The 18141-nt window shown below is 71.8% G+C and carries 16 protein-coding genes; 12 read left to right on the top strand and 4 right to left on the bottom strand.

The window, feature by feature from the left end; translation table 11 throughout:
* Window positions 1-134: 134 nt before the first annotated feature.
* Window positions 135-863: a 3'-5' exonuclease gene (locus ACFCY7_RS35185; RefSeq protein ID WP_376490142.1), complete on the bottom strand. Its 729-nt coding sequence runs from the start codon at window positions 861-863 to the stop codon at window positions 135-137.
* 121 nt (window positions 864-984) lie between these two features.
* Here ACFCY7_RS35185 and ACFCY7_RS35180 point away from each other — a divergent pair, with 121 nt between their 5' ends.
* The 3 genes from ACFCY7_RS35180 to thrS all read left to right on the top strand — a co-directional run bounded on the left by ACFCY7_RS35180 (window position 985) and on the right by thrS (window position 4988).
* Window positions 985-1551, top strand: a complete 567-nt coding sequence (locus ACFCY7_RS35180) for a DUF4365 domain-containing protein (RefSeq protein WP_376490141.1) — start codon at window positions 985-987, stop codon at window positions 1549-1551.
* Window positions 1551-2873, top strand: coding sequence for a hypothetical protein (locus ACFCY7_RS35175; RefSeq protein ID WP_376490140.1), 1323 nt, complete (start codon window positions 1551-1553; stop codon window positions 2871-2873). The genes ACFCY7_RS35180 and ACFCY7_RS35175 overlap by 1 nt, the downstream gene beginning before the upstream one ends.
* Window positions 2874-3011: 138 nt before the next feature.
* A complete protein-coding gene (gene thrS, locus ACFCY7_RS35170; RefSeq protein ID WP_376490139.1) occupies window positions 3012-4988 on the top strand; it encodes a threonine--tRNA ligase in 1977 nt (658 codons plus the stop codon).
* 24 nt (window positions 4989-5012) lie between these two features.
* Here the strand turns inward: thrS and ACFCY7_RS35165 are convergent, their stop codons facing one another.
* On the bottom strand, window positions 5013-5714 hold the full coding sequence (locus tag ACFCY7_RS35165; protein ID WP_376490138.1) for a potassium channel family protein: 702 nt from the start codon (window positions 5712-5714) through the stop codon (window positions 5013-5015).
* Window positions 5715-5779: 65 nt separating this feature from the next.
* Here ACFCY7_RS35165 and ACFCY7_RS35160 point away from each other — a divergent pair, with 65 nt between their 5' ends.
* Entirely contained in the window at window positions 5780-6343 is a 564-nt protein-coding gene (locus ACFCY7_RS35160; RefSeq protein WP_376490137.1) for an HIT domain-containing protein, read from the top strand.
* Between the two features lie 28 nt (window positions 6344-6371).
* Here the strand turns inward: ACFCY7_RS35160 and ACFCY7_RS35155 are convergent, their stop codons facing one another.
* Together ACFCY7_RS35155 and ACFCY7_RS35150 are read right to left on the bottom strand one after the other, a co-directional pair.
* A complete protein-coding gene (locus tag ACFCY7_RS35155; RefSeq protein WP_376490136.1) occupies window positions 6372-8027 on the bottom strand; it encodes a hypothetical protein in 1656 nt (551 codons plus the stop codon).
* Between the two features lie 188 nt (window positions 8028-8215).
* Window positions 8216-10411, bottom strand: a complete 2196-nt coding sequence (locus ACFCY7_RS35150; protein ID WP_376490135.1) for an elongation factor G-like protein EF-G2 — start codon at window positions 10409-10411, stop codon at window positions 8216-8218.
* 270 nt (window positions 10412-10681) lie between these two features.
* Here ACFCY7_RS35150 and pgsA point away from each other — a divergent pair, with 270 nt between their 5' ends.
* From pgsA to ACFCY7_RS35110, 8 genes are all read left to right on the top strand, one after another.
* Window positions 10682-11347, top strand: a complete 666-nt coding sequence (gene pgsA / locus ACFCY7_RS35145) for a phosphatidylinositol phosphate synthase (protein WP_376490134.1) — start codon at window positions 10682-10684, stop codon at window positions 11345-11347.
* On the top strand, window positions 11344-12447 hold the full coding sequence (locus tag ACFCY7_RS35140; RefSeq protein WP_376490133.1) for a phosphatidylinositol mannoside acyltransferase: 1104 nt from the start codon (window positions 11344-11346) through the stop codon (window positions 12445-12447). Before pgsA ends, ACFCY7_RS35140 begins: the two co-directional genes overlap by 4 nt.
* Window positions 12444-13595: a glycosyltransferase family 4 protein gene (locus tag ACFCY7_RS35135; protein WP_376490132.1), complete on the top strand. Its 1152-nt coding sequence runs from the start codon at window positions 12444-12446 to the stop codon at window positions 13593-13595. Before ACFCY7_RS35140 ends, ACFCY7_RS35135 begins: the two co-directional genes overlap by 4 nt.
* Window positions 13596-14385: 790 nt before the next feature.
* On the top strand, window positions 14386-15015 hold the full coding sequence (locus ACFCY7_RS35130) for an N-acyl homoserine lactonase family protein (RefSeq protein ID WP_376490131.1): 630 nt from the start codon (window positions 14386-14388) through the stop codon (window positions 15013-15015).
* Window positions 15016-15026: 11 nt separating this feature from the next.
* Complete coding sequence (locus ACFCY7_RS35125) at window positions 15027-15569, top strand: hypothetical protein (protein ID WP_367820384.1); 543 nt, start codon at window positions 15027-15029, stop codon at window positions 15567-15569.
* Between the two features lie 116 nt (window positions 15570-15685).
* A complete protein-coding gene (gene pdxS / locus ACFCY7_RS35120) occupies window positions 15686-16600 on the top strand; it encodes a pyridoxal 5'-phosphate synthase lyase subunit PdxS (protein WP_026058774.1) in 915 nt (304 codons plus the stop codon).
* Window positions 16601-16606: 6 nt separating this feature from the next.
* Window positions 16607-17200, top strand: coding sequence for a pyridoxal 5'-phosphate synthase glutaminase subunit PdxT (gene pdxT, locus ACFCY7_RS35115; RefSeq protein ID WP_376490130.1), 594 nt, complete (start codon window positions 16607-16609; stop codon window positions 17198-17200).
* Window positions 17201-17262: 62 nt separating this feature from the next.
* Complete coding sequence (locus ACFCY7_RS35110; protein WP_367820379.1) at window positions 17263-18015, top strand: YebC/PmpR family DNA-binding transcriptional regulator; 753 nt, start codon at window positions 17263-17265, stop codon at window positions 18013-18015.
* Window positions 18016-18141 lie beyond the last annotated feature (126 nt).

The following is an 18141-nucleotide window of genomic DNA, read 5'->3' as shown; positions in this document are numbered from 1 at the left end:
ACTATTTACTTCGTCGGCTGCTTCTTTTGTTTATAAGCCACAGCTTTAACACCGACGGGGTCACTGTTTCTACCCCTGTACCGCCCACCGGGCGGGGCGGGACCGCCGAGCCCCGCCCCGGCCTCTGTCATGTGTCAGGCAGCCGTGCGCAGTTCCGGCCGCAACGGCCACGCCGGGTCCACCATCTCCGGCGTCCCCTGCCGACTGAACCACGCCTGGAGCCCCCGGGCCTGCGCCGCGTGCCACACCGCCTGGAGCGTGTGCAGCTCCGACGGCGTCAGCCGCTCCAGCCGCGACGAGAACCGGCGCGCCACCGCCCGCACGACGTCCAGCGCCGCCGTCGCGTCCGCGGCCGCGTCGTGCGCCCCCGTCAACTCCACCTCGTAGTGCGCGCACAGGTCCGTCAGCGTCCGACGGCCCTTCCGGTAGCGGTCCAAATGCTTGTCGAGGACCCGGGGATCGAGCACGCACAGCGGCGTGGCCTCCAGGTACGTGCCGAGCGAGGACGCCCTGTGCCGCCGCAACTCGCGGTCCAGGATCGTCAGATCGAACGGCGCGTTCATCACCACCAGCGGGCGCCCCGCCGCGGTCTGCTCGGCCAGCGCACGCGCCAGCTCCTCCATCACCGGAGCCGGCCACCGGCCGTTGCGCTGGAGGTGATCGTCCGTCAGGCCGTGCACCGCCGTGGCCTCCGCGGGCACGGGTATGCCCGGATTGACCAGCCAGCGCGTCACCCGCGGCCGCGCCCCGGCGGCGTCCTGCACGACCAGGGCGGCCGAGACGATCCGGTCCCCCTCGACGTCGATTCCCGTGGTCTCCGTGTCGAAAGCGGCCAGGGGCCCCTCGTACCAGTGCGTCGTCATCCCCGAACTCCTCGCACACGTGCGGCAGATGGCCAACCCCCTGCCCGAAACGGTGATACCCGCACTGTTTGCGCCGTACGCGGACCGGTCACAACAGAGGGGACGGGGAAGGAAAAACGACATGGCGCTCGCCCAGCCCGAGTCGGGAGGGCTGCCGCCCCAGCGGGTGGCACCGACGCGCGGCTCACTCGCCACCACCGCCTGCATGGAGACCCTTCAGGTGGGATACCTGCACGCCGTCGCCGCCGCGGCCGGCTGCTCGCTGTCCCAGCCCTTTCCGGACAACGGCATCGACTGGCACGTGAGCCACGGCTCGCCCGGACACACCGTCGACGACGAAGTCACCATCAAGGTGCAGCTCAAGTGCACCTACCAGATACCTCCCCGCCCACCGGGGAGCGCGTTCTCCTTCACCCTCGACAACGACCACCTGGTGAAACTCGCCCGGACCCCCGTGTCCGTGCACAAGATCCTGGTCGTGATGCTCGTCCCGAGGTCCCAGGAGGACTGGCTGAGGGCGAGTCACGACCGGCTCGACCTGCGGCACTGCTGCTACTGGACCAACCTGGCCGGACACCCGGTCACGGGACGGCGCCGGACCACCGTGCGCGTCCCGACGGCGCGGATCTTCGACGACCGGGCGCTCTGCGAGATCATGACCCGGGTCGGCGTGGGAGGGAGACCTTGATGCACCGACCGATCGACGAACCGGGGTTCGGGGAGGGGGACGGGGCCGGGCGCGGCCCCGTCCCCGTTCCCCCGCCCTACCGCCCCCACCCGGCACCCGGCGAGGCCCCCGGTCCCTGGACCGGGATCCCCGCCCCGCCCGCCGGGCCCTGGGCCGACGTCCACGGCGCGCCCGACCCCGGCCGGGTCGACCCGCGCGTCCTCGGCGCCCTGCTCGCCCGGCACGGCTGGCGGCGGCGCGGCGGAGCCGCCGGGCGGTACAGCCGCTGGACGCCGCCCGGCAGCGGAGCCCACGGCGGCACGAGCCTCCTCGTCCCCGAGAGCCGGGCCTTCCCCGACTGCGAGGACCTGCTCGGCGAGGCGCTCGCCGCCCTCGCCCACAGCGCCACACCCTCCGCCCGCGAGGTCCTCACCGGCCTGTCCGTACCCAGCGACGAGATCCGCTGGTGGCGCGACGTGCCCCCGGGCCCGGCCGGGACCGTCCCCTGGCCCGTACAGGAGCAGCTCAGGTCAGCCGCCCGCCAGCTCCTCCTCGCCGGAGCTCTGGCCGCACGCGGACGGGCCGGCTACTACGGCGCCCGGCACCGGCGCGCCGCCCAGGCGTCCCTGGAGACCGTCGTCGTCGGCGCGGCACCCGGCGGGCGCGGGCTCACCGCCTTCCTGCCCGTCGAACCGGGCCGGCCGATCGCCGTACGGCTCTACCACGCGCTCCACGCGGCCCGCGAGGCCACCGACTACCAGCGGGCCACCGGCGGGATGGAGGCCTTCGACGCCGCCGTCGCCGCGGGCGTCAGCCGCGAGCTCACCGAGGCCCTCGTCGCCCTCGTCCGGGGCACCGAGGGCGCCCGCGTCGCCCTGGCCTGGGCCCCGGCGGCCGGGGCCCCCGACGGGTGCGCGGCCCGGCCCGAACCCGTCGAGTTCTCGCCCGGCGACCTGCCCGCCCTGCGCGAGGCGAGCGCCCGCTACCTGACCGACGAACCGTCCGTACCCGTCCGGCTCACCGGCGCCGTCGTCCGCATGCGCCGCTCCGGGCCGCGCGGCGAGGGGACCGTACGCCTTCGGGTCCTCGCCGGCGCGGAGGTCCCGCACGTGCGCGTCGCCCTCGACGAGGAGGCGTACCGCACCGCCGGCCACGCCCACCTCGTCGGCCTCCCGATCCGGGTCGTCGGCCGCCTGGAGAGCCGGGGCGGTTTCCGCCGTCTCACCGACGCCTCCGGCGTCGTCCCGGTCCAGGTCGACGAGACGGAACGCGACCGGCTGATGAAGTCCCTCCACGAGAACCTCGACTTCTTCGAGGAGGCGTGCGGCCCGGACGACGACTGAGCGCCGCCGGGGGAAACCGTTTCGCGGAGGGCGCGGACGGCTCGGTAACATCAGCGGTGCGCGGCACCTCGTCTCTGTTGCGCACCGCCGGCGCCGGCACCTCGTGCCTGCCTGCGCCCCAAAGGAAGAAGAACACCAGTGTCTGAAGTCCGTGTGACCGTCCAGTCCGCCTCGGAGGCAGAGGAGAGGGCGGTGAGCGCGGGCACCACCGCCGGTGCCCTCTTCGCCGACGACCGCACCGTCATCGCCGCCCGCGTGGGCGGCGAGCTGAAGGACCTGTCGTACGAGCTCGCCGACGGCGATGTCGTCGAGGGCGTCGAGATCTCCTCCCCGGACGGTCTCGACATCCTCCGCCACTCGACCGCGCACGTCATGGCCCAGGCCGTGCAGGAGCTCTTCCCCGAGGCCAAGCTGGGCATCGGCCCGCCGGTCCGGGACGGCTTCTACTACGACTTCGACGTCGAGAAGCCCTTCACTCCCGAGGACCTCAAGGTCATCGAGAAGAAGATGCAGGAGATCCAGAAGCGCGGCCAGCGCTTCGCCCGCCGCGTGGTGACCGACGAGGCCGCCCGCGAGGAGCTCGCCGACGAGCCGTACAAGCTGGAGCTCATCGGCATCAAGGGCTCCGCGTCGACCGACGACGGCGCGAACGTCGAGGTGGGCGGCGGCGAGCTGACCATCTACGACAACCTCGACGCCAAGACCGGCGACCTGTGCTGGAAGGACCTCTGCCGCGGTCCGCACCTGCCCACCACCCGGAACATCCCGGCGTTCAAGCTGATGCGCAACGCGGCCGCCTACTGGCGCGGCAGCGAGAAGAACCCGATGCTCCAGCGCATCTACGGCACCGCCTGGCCGTCGAAGGACGAGCTGAAGGCCCACCTCGACTTCCTCGCCGAGGCCGAGAAGCGCGACCACCGCAAGCTCGGCAACGAGCTCGACCTCTTCTCCGTCCCGGACGAGATCGGCTCCGGCCTCGCGGTCTTCCACCCCAAGGGCGGCATCATCCGCCGGGTCATGGAGGACTACTCGCGCAAGCGCCACGAGGAGGAGGGCTACGAGTTCGTCTACTCGCCGCACGCCACCAAGGGCAAGCTGTTCGAGAAGTCGGGCCACCTGGACTGGTACGCCGAGGGCATGTACCCCCCCATGCAGCTCGACGAGGGCGTGGACTACTACCTCAAGCCCATGAACTGCCCGATGCACAACCTGATCTTCGACGCGCGCGGCCGTTCCTACCGTGAGCTCCCGCTGCGCCTGTTCGAGTTCGGCACCGTGTACCGGTACGAGAAGTCCGGCGTCGTCCACGGCCTGACCCGGGCCCGCGGCTTCACCCAGGACGACGCGCACATCTACTGCACCCGCGAGCAGATGGCGGAGGAGCTGGACAAGACCCTCACCTTCGTCCTCAACCTGCTCCGCGACTACGGTCTGACCGACTTCTACCTGGAGCTGTCCACCAAGGACCCGGAGAAGTTCGTCGGCTCGGACGAGGTCTGGGAGGAGGCCACCGCCGTCCTCCAGCAGGTCGCCGAGAAGCAGGGCCTCCCGCTCACCCCCGACCCGGGTGGCGCCGCGTTCTACGGCCCGAAGATCTCGGTGCAGGCGCGGGACGCCATCGGCCGCACCTGGCAGATGTCGACCGTGCAGCTCGACTTCAACCTGCCGGAGCGCTTCGACCTGGAGTACACCGCCCCGGACGGCACCAAGCAGCGCCCGGTCATGATCCACCGTGCGCTCTTCGGTTCCATCGAGCGCTTCTTCGCGGTGCTCCTCGAGCACTACGCGGGCGCGATGCCGCCGTGGCTGGCCCCGGTGCAGGCGACCGGCATCCCGATCGGCGACGCGCACGTCGACTACCTGCACGAGTTCGCCGCCAAGGCGAAGAAGCAGGGCCTGCGGGTGGAGGTCGACTCCTCCTCGGACCGGATGCAGAAGAAGATCCGGAACGCGCAGAAGCAGAAGGTCCCGTTCATGATCATCGCGGGTGACGAGGACATGGCCGCCGGTGCCGTCTCCTTCCGCTACCGCGACGGTTCGCAGGAGAACGGCATCCCCGCCGACGAGGCCATCGCCAAGATCGCCAAGATCGTCGGGGACCGCGTCCAGGTCTGATGACCCGAGCGTGACCCGAGCAGTTCAGGAGGCCCCCGGGGAATCCCCCGGGGGCCTTTTCCCGCCCTCTTCCTCGTCCTCCCGGGTGAACACCTGGATCAACCAGGACGAGAACGAACCCGTCACCGCGCCCAGGAGCGCCAGGCCGCAGGCCATCATGCCCACCGCGACGAACCGGCCCATCGGGGTCACCGGCACCACGTCCCCGTACCCCACCGTCGCGAGCGTCGCGCAGGTCCACCAGACCGAGTCCCCGAAGGTGAGGATCGAGGCGCCGGGGGCGTCCCGCTCGAACCGGTAGACGGTGAGCGCGCCCGCGAAGCCCAGCAGCGACGCACTGAGGCCCGCGTAGACCATCACGCGCGCGTAGAGGCTCAGCCGGGGTTTCTCCTGGCGTCCCTGGAGCCGGTAGTAGAGGTTCACCATGCGCACCGGCCGCAGCAGCGGAAGGACCAGGACCACCGTGTCGAGGAGGTGCGTGCGGAGGAACCGCAGCGGGCCCCGGCCGCTGAGCCGGAGTCGCACCGCGTAGTCCACGCCGAAGACGGCCCAGGCGCCGAAGGTCGCGGCGAGACAGAGGTCGAGCCAGACCTGCGGGAGGCTGGAGTCGCCGAGGATGCGGACCGCGTACCCGGCGAGGTAGACGAGGGAGGCCACGGCGAGGGGGACCTCCATGCGTTGCTCCCAGCGCTCCTGCCGCGGCGGTTTCGGTGGCCTGACGCTCATCGGATCAGCATGGCGGCTGCATGGATCTTCTGCCCCGGCGACACGTTCCGAACGGGCGACGCAATATGCTGCACAGCATGACGACTGAGCCGGAGCAGCAGATCGGAGTGGGGACGCGGGACGCGTTCCAGCGCCTGTGGACGCCTCACCGGATGGCGTACATCCAGGGCGAGAACAAGCCGACCGGGCCGGGCGCCGAGGACGGCTGTCCGTTCTGCTCGATTCCGTCGAAGTCGGACGAGGACGGCCTGGTGATCGCGCGCGGCCAGGCCGTGTACGCCGTGCTCAACCTCTACCCGTACAACGGTGGCCACCTGATGGTGGTCCCGTACCGCCACGTCGCCGACTACACCGACCTCGACGAGGCGGAGACCGTCGAGCTGGCCGCCTTCACGAAGCGCGCGATGGTCGCGCTGCGGGCCGCCTCCGGCGCGCACGGCTTCAACATCGGCATGAACCAGGGTGCCGTCGCGGGCGCCGGGATCGCCGCCCACCTGCACCAGCACGTGGTGCCCCGCTGGGGCGGCGACACCAACTTCATGCCGGTCGTCGGCCACACCAAGGTGCTGCCGCAGCTGCTCGCCGACACCCGGAAGATGCTGGCCGACGCCTGGCCGGCCACCATCTGATCCTTCGGCTCCCCGCCGGGGACCCGGGTCAGGCGTCGTAGACGTCGGCCTTCTTCGGGCCCGGGTCCTGGACGCCGCCGCTGAGGAACAGCGCGCGGTTGGTGAAGCGCTCCGTGTCGACGTTGTGCTCGTCGAGGACCTTGATGGTCGCGGCGTGGACGGCGCGGAGCACCGGCGTCGCCATGCGGATGGCGTCGTCGGCCATGAAGCGGTTCTTCCACAGCGGCCCGGCCCAGACGTGCCGCAGGCCGAACGGCTCGGGCAGGCTCATCTTGCCGCCGAGGTATTCCAGTATCGGCGGGTACCAGGAGAGCGGGGCGCGGACCGCGAGCCGGACGATGTCGTTGGTCCCGAGCAGCGGCTGCTGGATCTCCTTCGTCTCCCAGAAGCGGACGGTCTTGGAGACCTCCTTGGTCTTCGCCTTCGGCTTCGTGGTGAAGAGGCCGTGCACGGGGCCGAGCGCGTGGCCGGCGACCTCGATCCGGAGCGTGTCGTGCAGCGAGGTGACGGTCACCATCATCGTGAGGACCAGGTTCCCGCCCCAGAGCGTGAACTGCACGCCGAGGTAGTGCCGGTTGCCCGCGTCGAACTGCTGGTCGTTGCAGATGCGCTGTATCTCGTGCGGCTTGACCTGGAAGTGGACGATGTTGTCGCCCTCCGGGCGGGCGACCTCGTCGGCGCCCTCGCCGACCGGGGAGACGATCCAGTGCTTGACGGTCGGCTTCGGGAAGCCGGTCTTCAGGGCGCCGCGCTCCAGGAGTGCCAGCTCGTCGTGGATCCTGCGGATGACGTCCCAGGCGCGGAAGGCGTGCATCTCCCGGCCGGGCTGGGGGACCAGCGCCTCGGCGAGCGACCAGCTGCCCCAGCGGGTGCCGAGGCCGAGGATCCCCTTGGTGCCGGCGTAGAAGACAATGTTGGACTGCTGCTCCGCGGAGAGCTTCTCCAGGTTGACCCGGAGCGCCTCCGCCGACTTCTCGCCCGGGTCCTGGGGGACGGACTTGGGGACGTGGGGGCCGACCCCGCCGCCGCCGAGCAGGCCGGTCCAGCGCTCGCGCAGGTCGATGGCGGCGTTCAGGCAGATCCGGCTCGCGAGGTACCAGCCGACCACCGGGGCGACGACCATCGCGCGCAGGTAGTTCGGCAGGATCCCGTCGAAGGGCAGCTTGATCAGGACGAGCACGGCGAAGATCCCGGCCGCCCAGAGGAGGGCGGTGCCGAGGGCGCCGTGGCGCTTGTTGTCGGCACCCGCGACGAGACGGCGGAGCTGGATGACGCCGAGCCAGAGCAGCAGGCCGGGCAGGAAGAGGACGCCGCAGAAGAACGTGACCAGGGTCAGCTTGATGTCGCGCTGCCGGCGGAGGTGGGTGGCGGCCAGGCAGTGCTCGACGACGGGCTGCGGCTCGGCGCCGAAGGACTGGATGAGGGCCTTGCGGGCGCCGCCGAGCATCCGGACCTGCACCGCGCGGGAGAAGGCCTCGCCGAGGTCGGGGCTGAACAGCCCCCACTTCCCCTTCTTGACCGTGGTCTTGTAGAGGTCGTTGTCGGCTTCCTTGATGGTGTCCAGGGGGCTGTCCCGGTACGCGGCGGAGGCGAGCGCGTTCGTCGCCGCCGTACCACCGCCGGAGCCCTGGAGGGGAATCTGTGCCCCGGGTCCGAATCCGTCGATCGCCACTGCCGCCCCCATCGCGCGCGAGTACCTGTGCGGGCTGTTCCCAACTGCCGCGCCCCGCACACCTTCTGAGCTGGGCACCACAGCGTAACCGGGTACCGGCGGATGCGTCACCGCCTGTGGACATTGACGGCCGAATGACGTCCGCCCGGCAGTTGCCGGGCGGACGTGCGGTCCTGTCGCCGCGTCAACCGGGAGCCTTTTCAGGCCTGTTCGCGGATCCGCTCCGCCAGCTGCGGCGGCATCGGCTCGTGCCGGGCGTAGCTGCGGTCGAACCGTCCGGTGCCGTGCGACACCGAGCGCAGGTCGATCGCGTACCGCCCGATCTCGATCTCCGGCACCTCGGCCCGCACCAGGGTCCGGCCCGGGCCGGCCTGGTCGGTGCCGACGACCCGGCCGCGCCGCCCCGACAGGTCGCTCATGACCGGTCCCACGTACTCGTCGGGGACGAGGACCTCCACCTCGGCGACCGGTTCCAGGAGATGGACCGGTACGTCGGCGGCCGCCTCGCGCAGCGCGAGCGCGCCGGCCGTCTGGAAGGCCGCGTCGGAGGAGTCCACCGAGTGGGCCTTGCCGTCCCGCAGGGTGATCCGGATGTCGACGAGCGGGTAGCCGGCGGACACGCCCCGGGCCGCCTGGGCCCGTATCCCCTTCTCGACGGAGGGGACGAACTGGCGGGGGACGGCGCCGCCGACCACCTTGTCGACGAACTCGATGCCGCTCCCCGGGGGCAGCGGCTCCACCTCGATCTCGCAGATGGCGTACTGGCCGTGGCCGCCGGACTGCTTCACGTGCCGGCCCCGGCCCGCCGAGGGCGCGCCGAAGGTCTCCCGCAGCGCCACCTTGTACGGGACCGCGTCGACCTGCACCCCGTACCTGCCGCGGAGGCGCTCCAGGACGACGTCCTGGTGGGCCTCGCCGAGGCACCACAGCACGACCTGCTTGGTGTCCTGGTTCTGTTCGAGGCGCAGGGTCGGGTCCTCGGCGACCAGCCGGGCGAGGCCCTGGGACAGCCGGTCCTCGTCGGCCTTGCCGTGGGCCTCGACGGCGAGCGGGAGCAGGGGTTCCGGCATGCTCCACGGCTCGATGAGCAGCGGGTCGTCCTTGGCGGAGATCGTGTCGCCGGTCTCCGCGCGGCCGAGCCGGGCGACGCAGGCGAGGTCGCCCGCGATGCAGTGCGCCTGCGGGCGCTGCTGCTTGCCGAACGGGGAGGTCAGCCCGCCGATCCGCTCGTCGACATCGTGGTCCTCGTGCCCCCGGTCGGCGAGGCCGTGACCCGAGACGTGCACGGTCTCGTCGGGGCGCAGAGTGCCGGAGAAGACCCTGACCAGGGAGATCCGGCCCACGTAGGGGTCGGCCGCGGTCTTGACGACCTCGGCGACCAGCGGTCCTTCGGGGTCGCAGACGAGCGGGGGACGGGGCCGGCCGTCGGGGGTGGTGACGGCGGGCGGCTCGTGCTCCAGGGGAGAGGGGAAGCCGCCGGTGATCAGCTCCAGGAGTTCGAGGGTCCCGAGGCCCTGCGTGCCGCCGTCCGCGGCGGGCGCGGCCGCGAGCACGGGGTGGAAGGTGCCCCGGGCGACGGCCTTCTCCAGGTCGTCGACGAGCGTCTTCAGGTCGATCTCCTCGCCGCCCAGGTAGCGGTCCATGAGGGTCTCGTCCTCGCTCTCGGCGATGATCCCCTCGATGAGCCGGGCGCGGGCCTCCGCGATGAGCTCGCGCTGGCCCTCGTCGGGCGCGTCCTCCCGCCGTACCCCCGTGGAGTAGTCGAAGATCCGCTCCGAGAGCAGCCCGGCAAGACCGGTGGCGGGCGCGTGCCCGTCGGCGCCCTCGGGGCCGCGTACCGGCAGGTAGAGCGGCAGGACGGCGTCGGGGTCGTCGCGGCCGAAGAGGTCGGCGCAGACGGCGGTGAGTTCGGTGAAGTCGGTGCGGGCGGTGTCGAGGTGGGTGACGACGATGGCGCGGGGCATCCCGACGGCGGCGCACTCCTCCCAGATCATGCGGGTGGAGGCGGCGACGGCGTCGGCCTCCTGGGCGGCCGAGACGACGAAGAGGGCCGCGTCCGCGGCGCGCAGACCGGCCCTCAGCTCCCCGACGAAGTCGGCGTATCCGGGGGTGTCGAGCAGGTTGATCTTGTGGCCGTCCCAGCCGACCGGGACGAGGGACAGCTGTACGGAGCGGTGCTGGCGGTGCTCGATCTCGTCGTAGTCGGAGACGGTGGCGCCGTCCTCGACCCGGCCGGGCCGGTTGAGCGCCCCGGCGGTCTGCGCGAGGGCCTCGACGAGGGTCGTCTTGCCCGATCCGCTGTGGCCGACCAGCACCACGTTGCGCACGGCCTGGGGCCGGTCGGCCGTCGGAGCCCTGCCGGCGGCCCCGGCGGGTGTGTTCGCCTTGTCACCCATGATGTGTTCCTCCCGACTGCTCGCACGGTGCGGCGGGACGCGGGCGCGGGGGAGTGGTGTGTCGCGGTACGGCTCCTGCGGTGCCCGCGGTGGTCCTTCGAGCTTTGCACCGCCGCCGTGACGCGTCCATACGTCGTACACGCACGGGCCCCGCGGGGGACGCCGACGCGGCGGGGGCGGGTGCCCGCCACGTCGGCGTGACGCGCGTGGCTACGATGGGTGAGCCGGTGGTCGTAGGGGCCGCGCGGCCCACCGAACCTCGGGAAGGCCATGCTGAACAAGTACGCGCGTGCCTTTTTCACGCGTGTCCTCACACCGTTCGCCGCGTTTCTGCTCCGCCGGGGCGTCAGCCCCGACGCCGTCACGCTCATCGGCACCGCGGGGGTGATGGCCGGTGCGCTGGTCTTCTTCCCCCGCGGCGAGTTCTTCTGGGGCACGATCGTCATCACCCTCTTCGTCTTCTCCGACCTCGTCGACGGCAACATGGCCCGGCAGGCGGGGATCTCCAGCCGGTGGGGCGCCTTCCTCGACTCGACCCTCGACCGGGTCGCCGACGGAGCGATCTTCGGCGGCTTCGCCCTCTGGTACGCGGGCAAGGGCGACGACAACGCCATGTGCGCGGTGGCCATCTTCTGCCTCGCCAGCGGCCAGGTCGTCTCGTACACGAAGGCCCGAGGCGAATCGATTGGCCTGCCGGTCGCCGTCAACGGACTGATCGAACGCGCCGAGCGGCTCGTCATCTCGCTGGTCGCCGCGGGTCTCGCCGGACTGCACGCCTTCGGCGTGCCCGGCATCCAGGTGCTGCTCCCGATCGCCCTGTGGATCGTGGCCGTCGGCAGCGCGGTGACCCTGGGACAGCGTGTCGTGACGGTACGGCGGGAATCGGCCGAGGCGGACGCCGCCGCGGCGGCCCAGGGGGGCGGGGCGGCATCATGAGCGAACTGAAGGACCGACTGAGCGACGGGCTGTACGGCCTCGGCTGGGCGACCGTGAAGAAGCTGCCCGAGCCGGTGGCGACCGGCCTCGGCCGCCGGATCGCCGACCTGACGTGGAAGCGGCGCGGCAAGAGCGTCCTGCGCCTCGAATCCAACCTCGCGCGCGTGGTGCCCGACGCCACGCCCGAGCGGCTCGCCGAGCTGTCCAAGGCCGGCATGCGCTCGTACATGCGGTACTGGATGGAGTCGTTCCGGCTGCCGACCTGGACCAAGGAGCGGGTCGATCAGGGCGTCGACATCAAGGGCGCCCACTACCTCAAGGAAGGCCTCGCCGCCGGCCGCGGGGTCGTCCTCGCCCTCCCGCACCTGGCCAACTGGGACCTCGCGGGCGTCTGGGTGACCCGCTCCCTCGGCATCCCCTTCACCACCGTCGCGGAGCGCCTCAAGCCGGAGACGCTCTACGACCGCTTCGTCGCCTACCGGGAATCCCTCGGCATGGAGGTCCTGCCGCACACCGGCGGCTCCGCCTTCGGCACCCTCGCGCGGCGCCTGCGGGCGGGCGGCCTCGTCTGCCTCGTCGCCGACCGCGACCTCTCCGCCTCCGGCATCGAGGTCTCCTTCTTCGGCGACACCGCCCGCATGCCCGCCGGCCCGGCCATACTCGCCCAGCAGACCGGCGCGCTCCTGCTGCCGGTGACCCTCTGGTACGACGACACGGCCGTCATGCGCGGCCGCATCCACCCGCCCATCGACGTACCCGAATCCGGCACCCGCACCGACAAGACCTCCGCGATGACCCAGCAGCTCGCCGACGCCTTCGCCGGCGGCATCGCCGACCACCCGGAGGACTGGCACATGCTGCAACGGCTGTGGCTCGCGGACTTGGAGGAACGCGGGGACGGGGCTGAGACCGGTGCCGGTGTCGGGGCTGAGACCGGTGCCAGGGCTGAAGCCGAGGCCGGAGCCGGGGTTGAAGCCGAGGTCGGTGCCGGGGCTGAGACCGGTTCCGGTGCCGGTGTCGGGGACGTGGCTTCGGGCGGCCAAGGAGTCCGGGCCGAGCGCGGGGTCCCGGCCGAGCGCGGCGAGGAGCGGCAGCCGTGAAGATCGGGATCGTCTGCCCGTACTCCTGGGACGTGCCGGGTGGCGTCCAGTTCCACATCCGCGACCTCGCCGAGCACCTCATCCGGCTCGGCCACGACGTCTCCGTGCTGGCACCCGCCGACGACGAGACGCCGCTCCCGCCGTACGTCGTCTCGGCCGGCCGGGCCGTTCCCGTGCCGTACAACGGCTCGGTGGCCCGACTCAACTTCGGGTTCCTCTCCGCCGCCCGGGTGCGCCGCTGGCTGCACGACGGCACCTTCGACGTCGTCCACATCCACGAGCCGACGTCGCCCTCCCTGGGACTGCTCACCTGCTGGGCGGCCCAGGGACCGATCGTGGCCACCTTCCACACCTCGAACCCGCGCTCGCGCGCCATGATCGCCGCGTACCCGATCCTCCAGCCCGCCCTGGAGAAGATCAGCGCGCGCATCGCCGTCAGCGAGTACGCGCGCCGCACGCTCGTCGAGCACCTCGGCGGCGACGCCGTCCTCATCCCCAACGGCGTCGACGTGGACTTCTTCGCCCGCGCCGAACCGAAGAAGGAGTGGCAGGGCGAGACCCTCGGCTTCATCGGCCGGATCGACGAACCGAGGAAGGGCCTGCCCGTCCTCATGCGGGCCCTGCCCCGCATCCTCACCGAACGCCCCGGGACCCGGCTCCTCGTCGCCGGGCGCGGCGACGAGGAGGAGGCCGTGGCGTCGCTGCCGGCCGAGATGCGCTCCCGCGTGGAGTTCCTCGGCATGGTCAGCGACGAGGACAAGGCGCGGCTCCTGCGCAGCGTCGACGTGTACGTGGCGCCCAACACCGGCGGCGAGAGCTTCGGCATCATCCTCGTCGAAGCCATGTCGGCCGGTGCGCCCGTCCTCGCCGCCGACCTCGACGCGTTCGCCCAGGTCCTCGACCAGGGCGGGGCCGGCGAGCTCTTCGCCAACGAGGACGCCGACGCGCTGGCCTCCGCCGCGATCCGGCTCCTCGGCGACGCGCCGCGGCGGGCCGAGCTCAGTGCGCGTGGCTCGGCCCACGTCCGCCGGTTCGACTGGTCCACCGTCGGGGCGGACATCCTCGCCGTCTACGAGACCGTCGCCGACGGGGCCGCCGCCGTCGACACCGACGAACGCCTCGGCCTCCGCGCCCGCCTGGGCCTCTGACCCCGCCCCGGCACCCCGCGGGGGCCCCGCCCCGCCCACTCCCGTTGTGGGCGGGGCACCCGGCGCACCCCACCCCACCCCACCCCACCCCACCCCGCCCCGTTGTGGGCATCCGTCCCGCTGAGGCGGTGCCCACCCTCGCCGCTCCCGCCCCCCGCCGCGCGGGCTGCGCCCGCCGCCCTCCCCCTCCCCGTGTGGGCATTCGCTTCGCTGGTGCGGGCCCACCCCGCCGTTCCCGCCACCCTTCGTCGCGGCCTTCGCTCCGCTGAGGGCGGTGCCCCCGCCCGTTGTGGGCAATCGTCCGCCTGGGGCGGGACGGGTGGGCACAACGGACGGAGCCCCTTGCCGGGCCTAGGCTTCCGCGCCTGAACCGCACCCCGTTGTGCGACGCCGTATGGGTGCGGGTAGGTGCAGGGGGCGGGGGCGCCGCCGAGGGCGCCGTCCCGTGTGCCCACCCGTCCCGCCCTGGGGGTCCCCCCGGACGAAGTCTGGGGGAGGGACGATTGCCCACACGGGGCGGGGGGGCAGGGCGGCGGGCGGGCGGCGGGCGCAGCCCGCACGGCGGGTGGCGGGGGTCGAGGCGCGGGCCACACGGCAGTGGGCGGCGAGCGGTGGCCCGGTGCGCGTGCCCACGCGGCGACGGGTGACGGTGGTGCGTGGGGTCCACGCGGCGACGGGTGACGGTGGTGTGCGGGCTCAGTCGGTGGTGGGCGGTATCGCGCGGCGGGGCGCGGATGGGGGCGGGGGCGGTGTGGGGTGGGGTGGGGTTGGGGAGGGTGGGGGGATGGGGATGATCGAGAGGGTCGAGTTGGGGGAGTTGACGAGGCCGGGGGAGGAGTGGGGAGGGCTGCACGCGCGGGTGGAGCCGGTGCTGGGCTACGTGGTGCGGCACGCAGGCGTGCGGGTGCTGTTCGACACGGGCGTGGGCGAGGGCTCGCCGGAGACGGACGCGCACTACCGGCCGGTGCGGCGCGGCCTGCCCGTGGGTCCCGAGGACGTGGACCTGGTGGTGAACTGCCATCTGCACTTCGATCACATCGGCGGCAATCAGAGGTTCCCGGAGACGCCGGTCCTGGTGCAACGGAAGGAGCTGGCGGCGGCGCGGGCGGGCGGGTACACGGTGGACTCGCTGCTGGACGGGGTGCGGTACGAGGAGCTGGACGGGGAGCACGAGATCGCGCCGGGGGTGGTGGTCGTGCCGACGCCGGGGCACACGGAGGGGCACCAGTCGCTCGTGGTGGACCACGGGGAGCGGGTGACGGTCCTGGCGGGCCAGGCGTACGACTTCGCGGCGGAGTTCGGCACGCCGTACCGCCCGTGGCTGGACCGGCTGGGGGAGCTGGCGGCGGGGCGCCCGGTGCGTGTCCTGTTCGCCCATGACCGTGACCTTTGGGAAGGGACACTGCCGCGGCCCCGGTAGCCTGTGCGCCCGTGACCGAAACCCTGATCTGGACCGTCGTGGCGCTGATTCTCATCGGCGTCTATCTCAGCTGGACCGCCGGACGCCTCGACCGGCTGCACTCCCGCATCGACGCGGCCCGCGCGGCCCTGGACGCGCAGTTGCTGCGCCGGGCCTCGGTCACCCAGGAGCTCGCGACGTCGGGTGTCCTCGATCCGGCCGCGTCGATCGTGCTGTACGAGGCCGCGCACGCGGCCCGGCAGGCCGAGGAGGATCACCGGGAGGTCGCCGAGAGCGAGCTGAGCCAGGCGCTGCGGGCGGTGTTCGGCGAGCCCGAGCAGGTGGAGCTCGTACGGGCGGCGCCCGGTGGCGAGGAGGCGGCGGGGGAGCTCGCGCAGGCGGTGCGCCGGGTGCCGATGGCCCGCCGTTTCCACAACGACGCGGTGCGGGCGGCCCGTGCGCTGCGCCGCCACCGCAAGGTCCGCTGGTTCCGGCTCGCAGGCCACGCCCCGTTCCCGCTGGCCTTCGAAATGGATGACGAGCCGCCGGTGGCCCTTGCCGATCGTCCGGCCTGACGGCCCGTAACCTGCGAAAACGATCCACCGGATCCACATTGGCCCTTGCTGTGGACCGCAGGTGGACTGTTTCCTCACTCTTGTCGTCAATCGCTGTTGTCACGAGTGAGGTACTTGTGTCCACCACGCCTTCCCCCTCCCCCCAGTCCCCCGAGACCGGCACCGCCCGTGTGAAGCGCGGCATGGCCGAGCAGCTCAAGGGCGGCGTGATCATGGACGTGGTCAACGCCGAGCAGGCGAAGATCGCCGAGGACGCCGGCGCCGTGGCCGTCATGGCCCTGGAGCGGGTCCCCGCGGACATCCGCAAGGACGGCGGCGTGGCCCGCATGTCCGACCCGAACATGATCGAAGAGATCATCGGCGCGGTGTCCATCCCGGTCATGGCCAAGTCCCGCATCGGTCACTTCGTCGAGGCCCAGGTCCTCCAGTCCCTCGGCGTCGACTACATCGACGAGTCCGAGGTCCTGACCCCGGCCGACGAGGTCAACCACTCCGACAAGTGGGCCTTCACGACCCCCTTCGTCTGTGGCGCCACCAACCTGGGCGAGGCCCTGCGCCGCATCGCCGAGGGCGCGGCCATGATCCGCTCCAAGGGCGAGGCCGGCACCGGCAACGTCGTCGAGGCCGTCCGCCACCTGCGCCAGATCAAGAACGAGATCGCCAAGCTGCGCGGCTTCGACAACAACGAGCTGTTCGCCGCCGCCAAGGAGCTGCGCGCCCCGTACGAGCTCGTCAAGGAGGTCGCCGAGCTCGGCAAGCTGCCGGTCGTGCTGTTCTCCGCCGGTGGCGTCGCCACCCCGGCCGACGCCGCGCTCATGCGCCAGCTCGGCGCCGAGGGCGTCTTCGTCGGCTCCGGCATCTTCAAGTCGGGCGACCCGGCCAAGCGCGCCGCCGCCATCGTGAAGGCCACCACCTTCTACGACGACCCGAAGATCATCGCGGACGCCTCCCGCAACCTGGGCGAGGCCATGGTCGGCATCAACTGCGACACCCTCCCCGAGTCCGAGCGCTACGCCAACCGGGGCTGGTAAGCACCGATGAACGCCTCTCCCGTGATTGGTGTCCTGGCTCTCCAGGGCGACGTACGGGAGCACCTGATCGCCCTGGCCGCGGCTGACGCCGTGGCCAGGCCGGTGAGGCGCCCCGAGGAGCTCGCCGAGGTCGACGGCCTGGTCATCCCCGGTGGTGAGTCCACCACCATCTCCAAGCTGGCCGCGCTCTTCGGCCTCATGGAGCCGCTCCGCGAGCGCATCGCCGCGGGCATGCCGGTCTACGGCACCTGCGCCGGTCTGATCATGCTGGCCGACAAGATCCTCGACCCGCGTTCGGGCCAGGAGACCTTCGGCGGCATCGACATGATCGTCCGCCGCAACGCCTTCGGGCGTCAGAACGAGTCGTTCGAGGCCGGCGTCACCGTCACGGGCATCGAGGACGGCCCCGTCGAGGGCGTCTTCATCCGCGCCCCGTGGGTCGAGTCCGTCGGTGCCGAGGTCGAGGTCCTGGCCGAGCACGGCGGTCACATCGTCGCCGTACGGCAGGGCAACGCCCTCGCGACCTCGTTCCACCCCGAGCTCACGGGGGATCACCGGATTCACGCCCTGTTCGTCGACATGGTGCGCGCTTCGGGCTGATCCGATCCCGGTAGGATCTCTGGGGTTCGTTCAGAAATGGGTTACGCGAAGGAGACAGGCAGATGTCCGGCCACTCTAAATGGGCTACGACGAAGCACAAGAAGGCCGTGATCGACGCCAAGCGCGGCAAGCTCTTCGCGAAGCTGATCAAGAACATCGAGGTCGCGGCCCGCACCGGTGGCGCCGACCTCGACGGCAACCCGACGCTCTTCGACGCCGTCCAGAAGGCGAAGAAGCAGTCGGTCCCGAACAAGAACATCGACTCCGCGCTCAAGCGCGGTGCGGGTCTCGAGGCCGGCGGTGCCGACTACGCGACGATCATGTACGAGGGCTACGGTCCGAACGGTGTCGCGGTGCTCATCGAGTGCCTCACCGACAACCGCAACCGCGCCGCCTCGGACGTGCGCGTGGCCATGACCCGCAACGGCGGCTCGATGGCCGACCCGGGCTCGGTCTCGTACCTGTTCAACCGCAAGGGCGTCATCGTGCTCCCCAAGGGCGAGCTGTCCGAGGACGACGTGCTGGAGTCGGTGCTCGAGGCCGGCGCCGAAGAGGTCAACGACCTCGGCGAGTCGTTCGAGATCATCAGCGAGTCCACCGACCTGGTCGCGGTCCGTACCGCCCTCCAGGAGGCCGGCATCGACTACGACTCCGCCGAGTCGAGCTTCGTTCCGACGATGCAGGTCGAGCTCGACGAAGAGGGCGCGCGCAAGATGTTCAAGCTGATCGACGCGCTGGAGGACAGCGACGACGTGCAGAACGTCTTCGCCAACTTCGACGTCAGCGACGAGGTCATGGCCAAGGTCGACGCCTGATCGCGGTCTTTCCGAACAGCGGGCCGACGGGACACATCCCGTCGGCCCGCCGGGGGGTGAGGGGCCCCCCCAAACCAGCAAAAAAACACATGAGGAAACGGGGGGTGGGCCCCCAGCCCGGACACG

This window comes from Streptomyces sp. NPDC056361 (assembly GCF_042262805.1).
In the GTDB taxonomy this organism is placed as follows: Bacteria; Actinomycetota; Actinomycetes; order Streptomycetales; family Streptomycetaceae; genus Streptomyces.
This window is presented reverse-complemented; position numbering and strand designations above follow the sequence as displayed.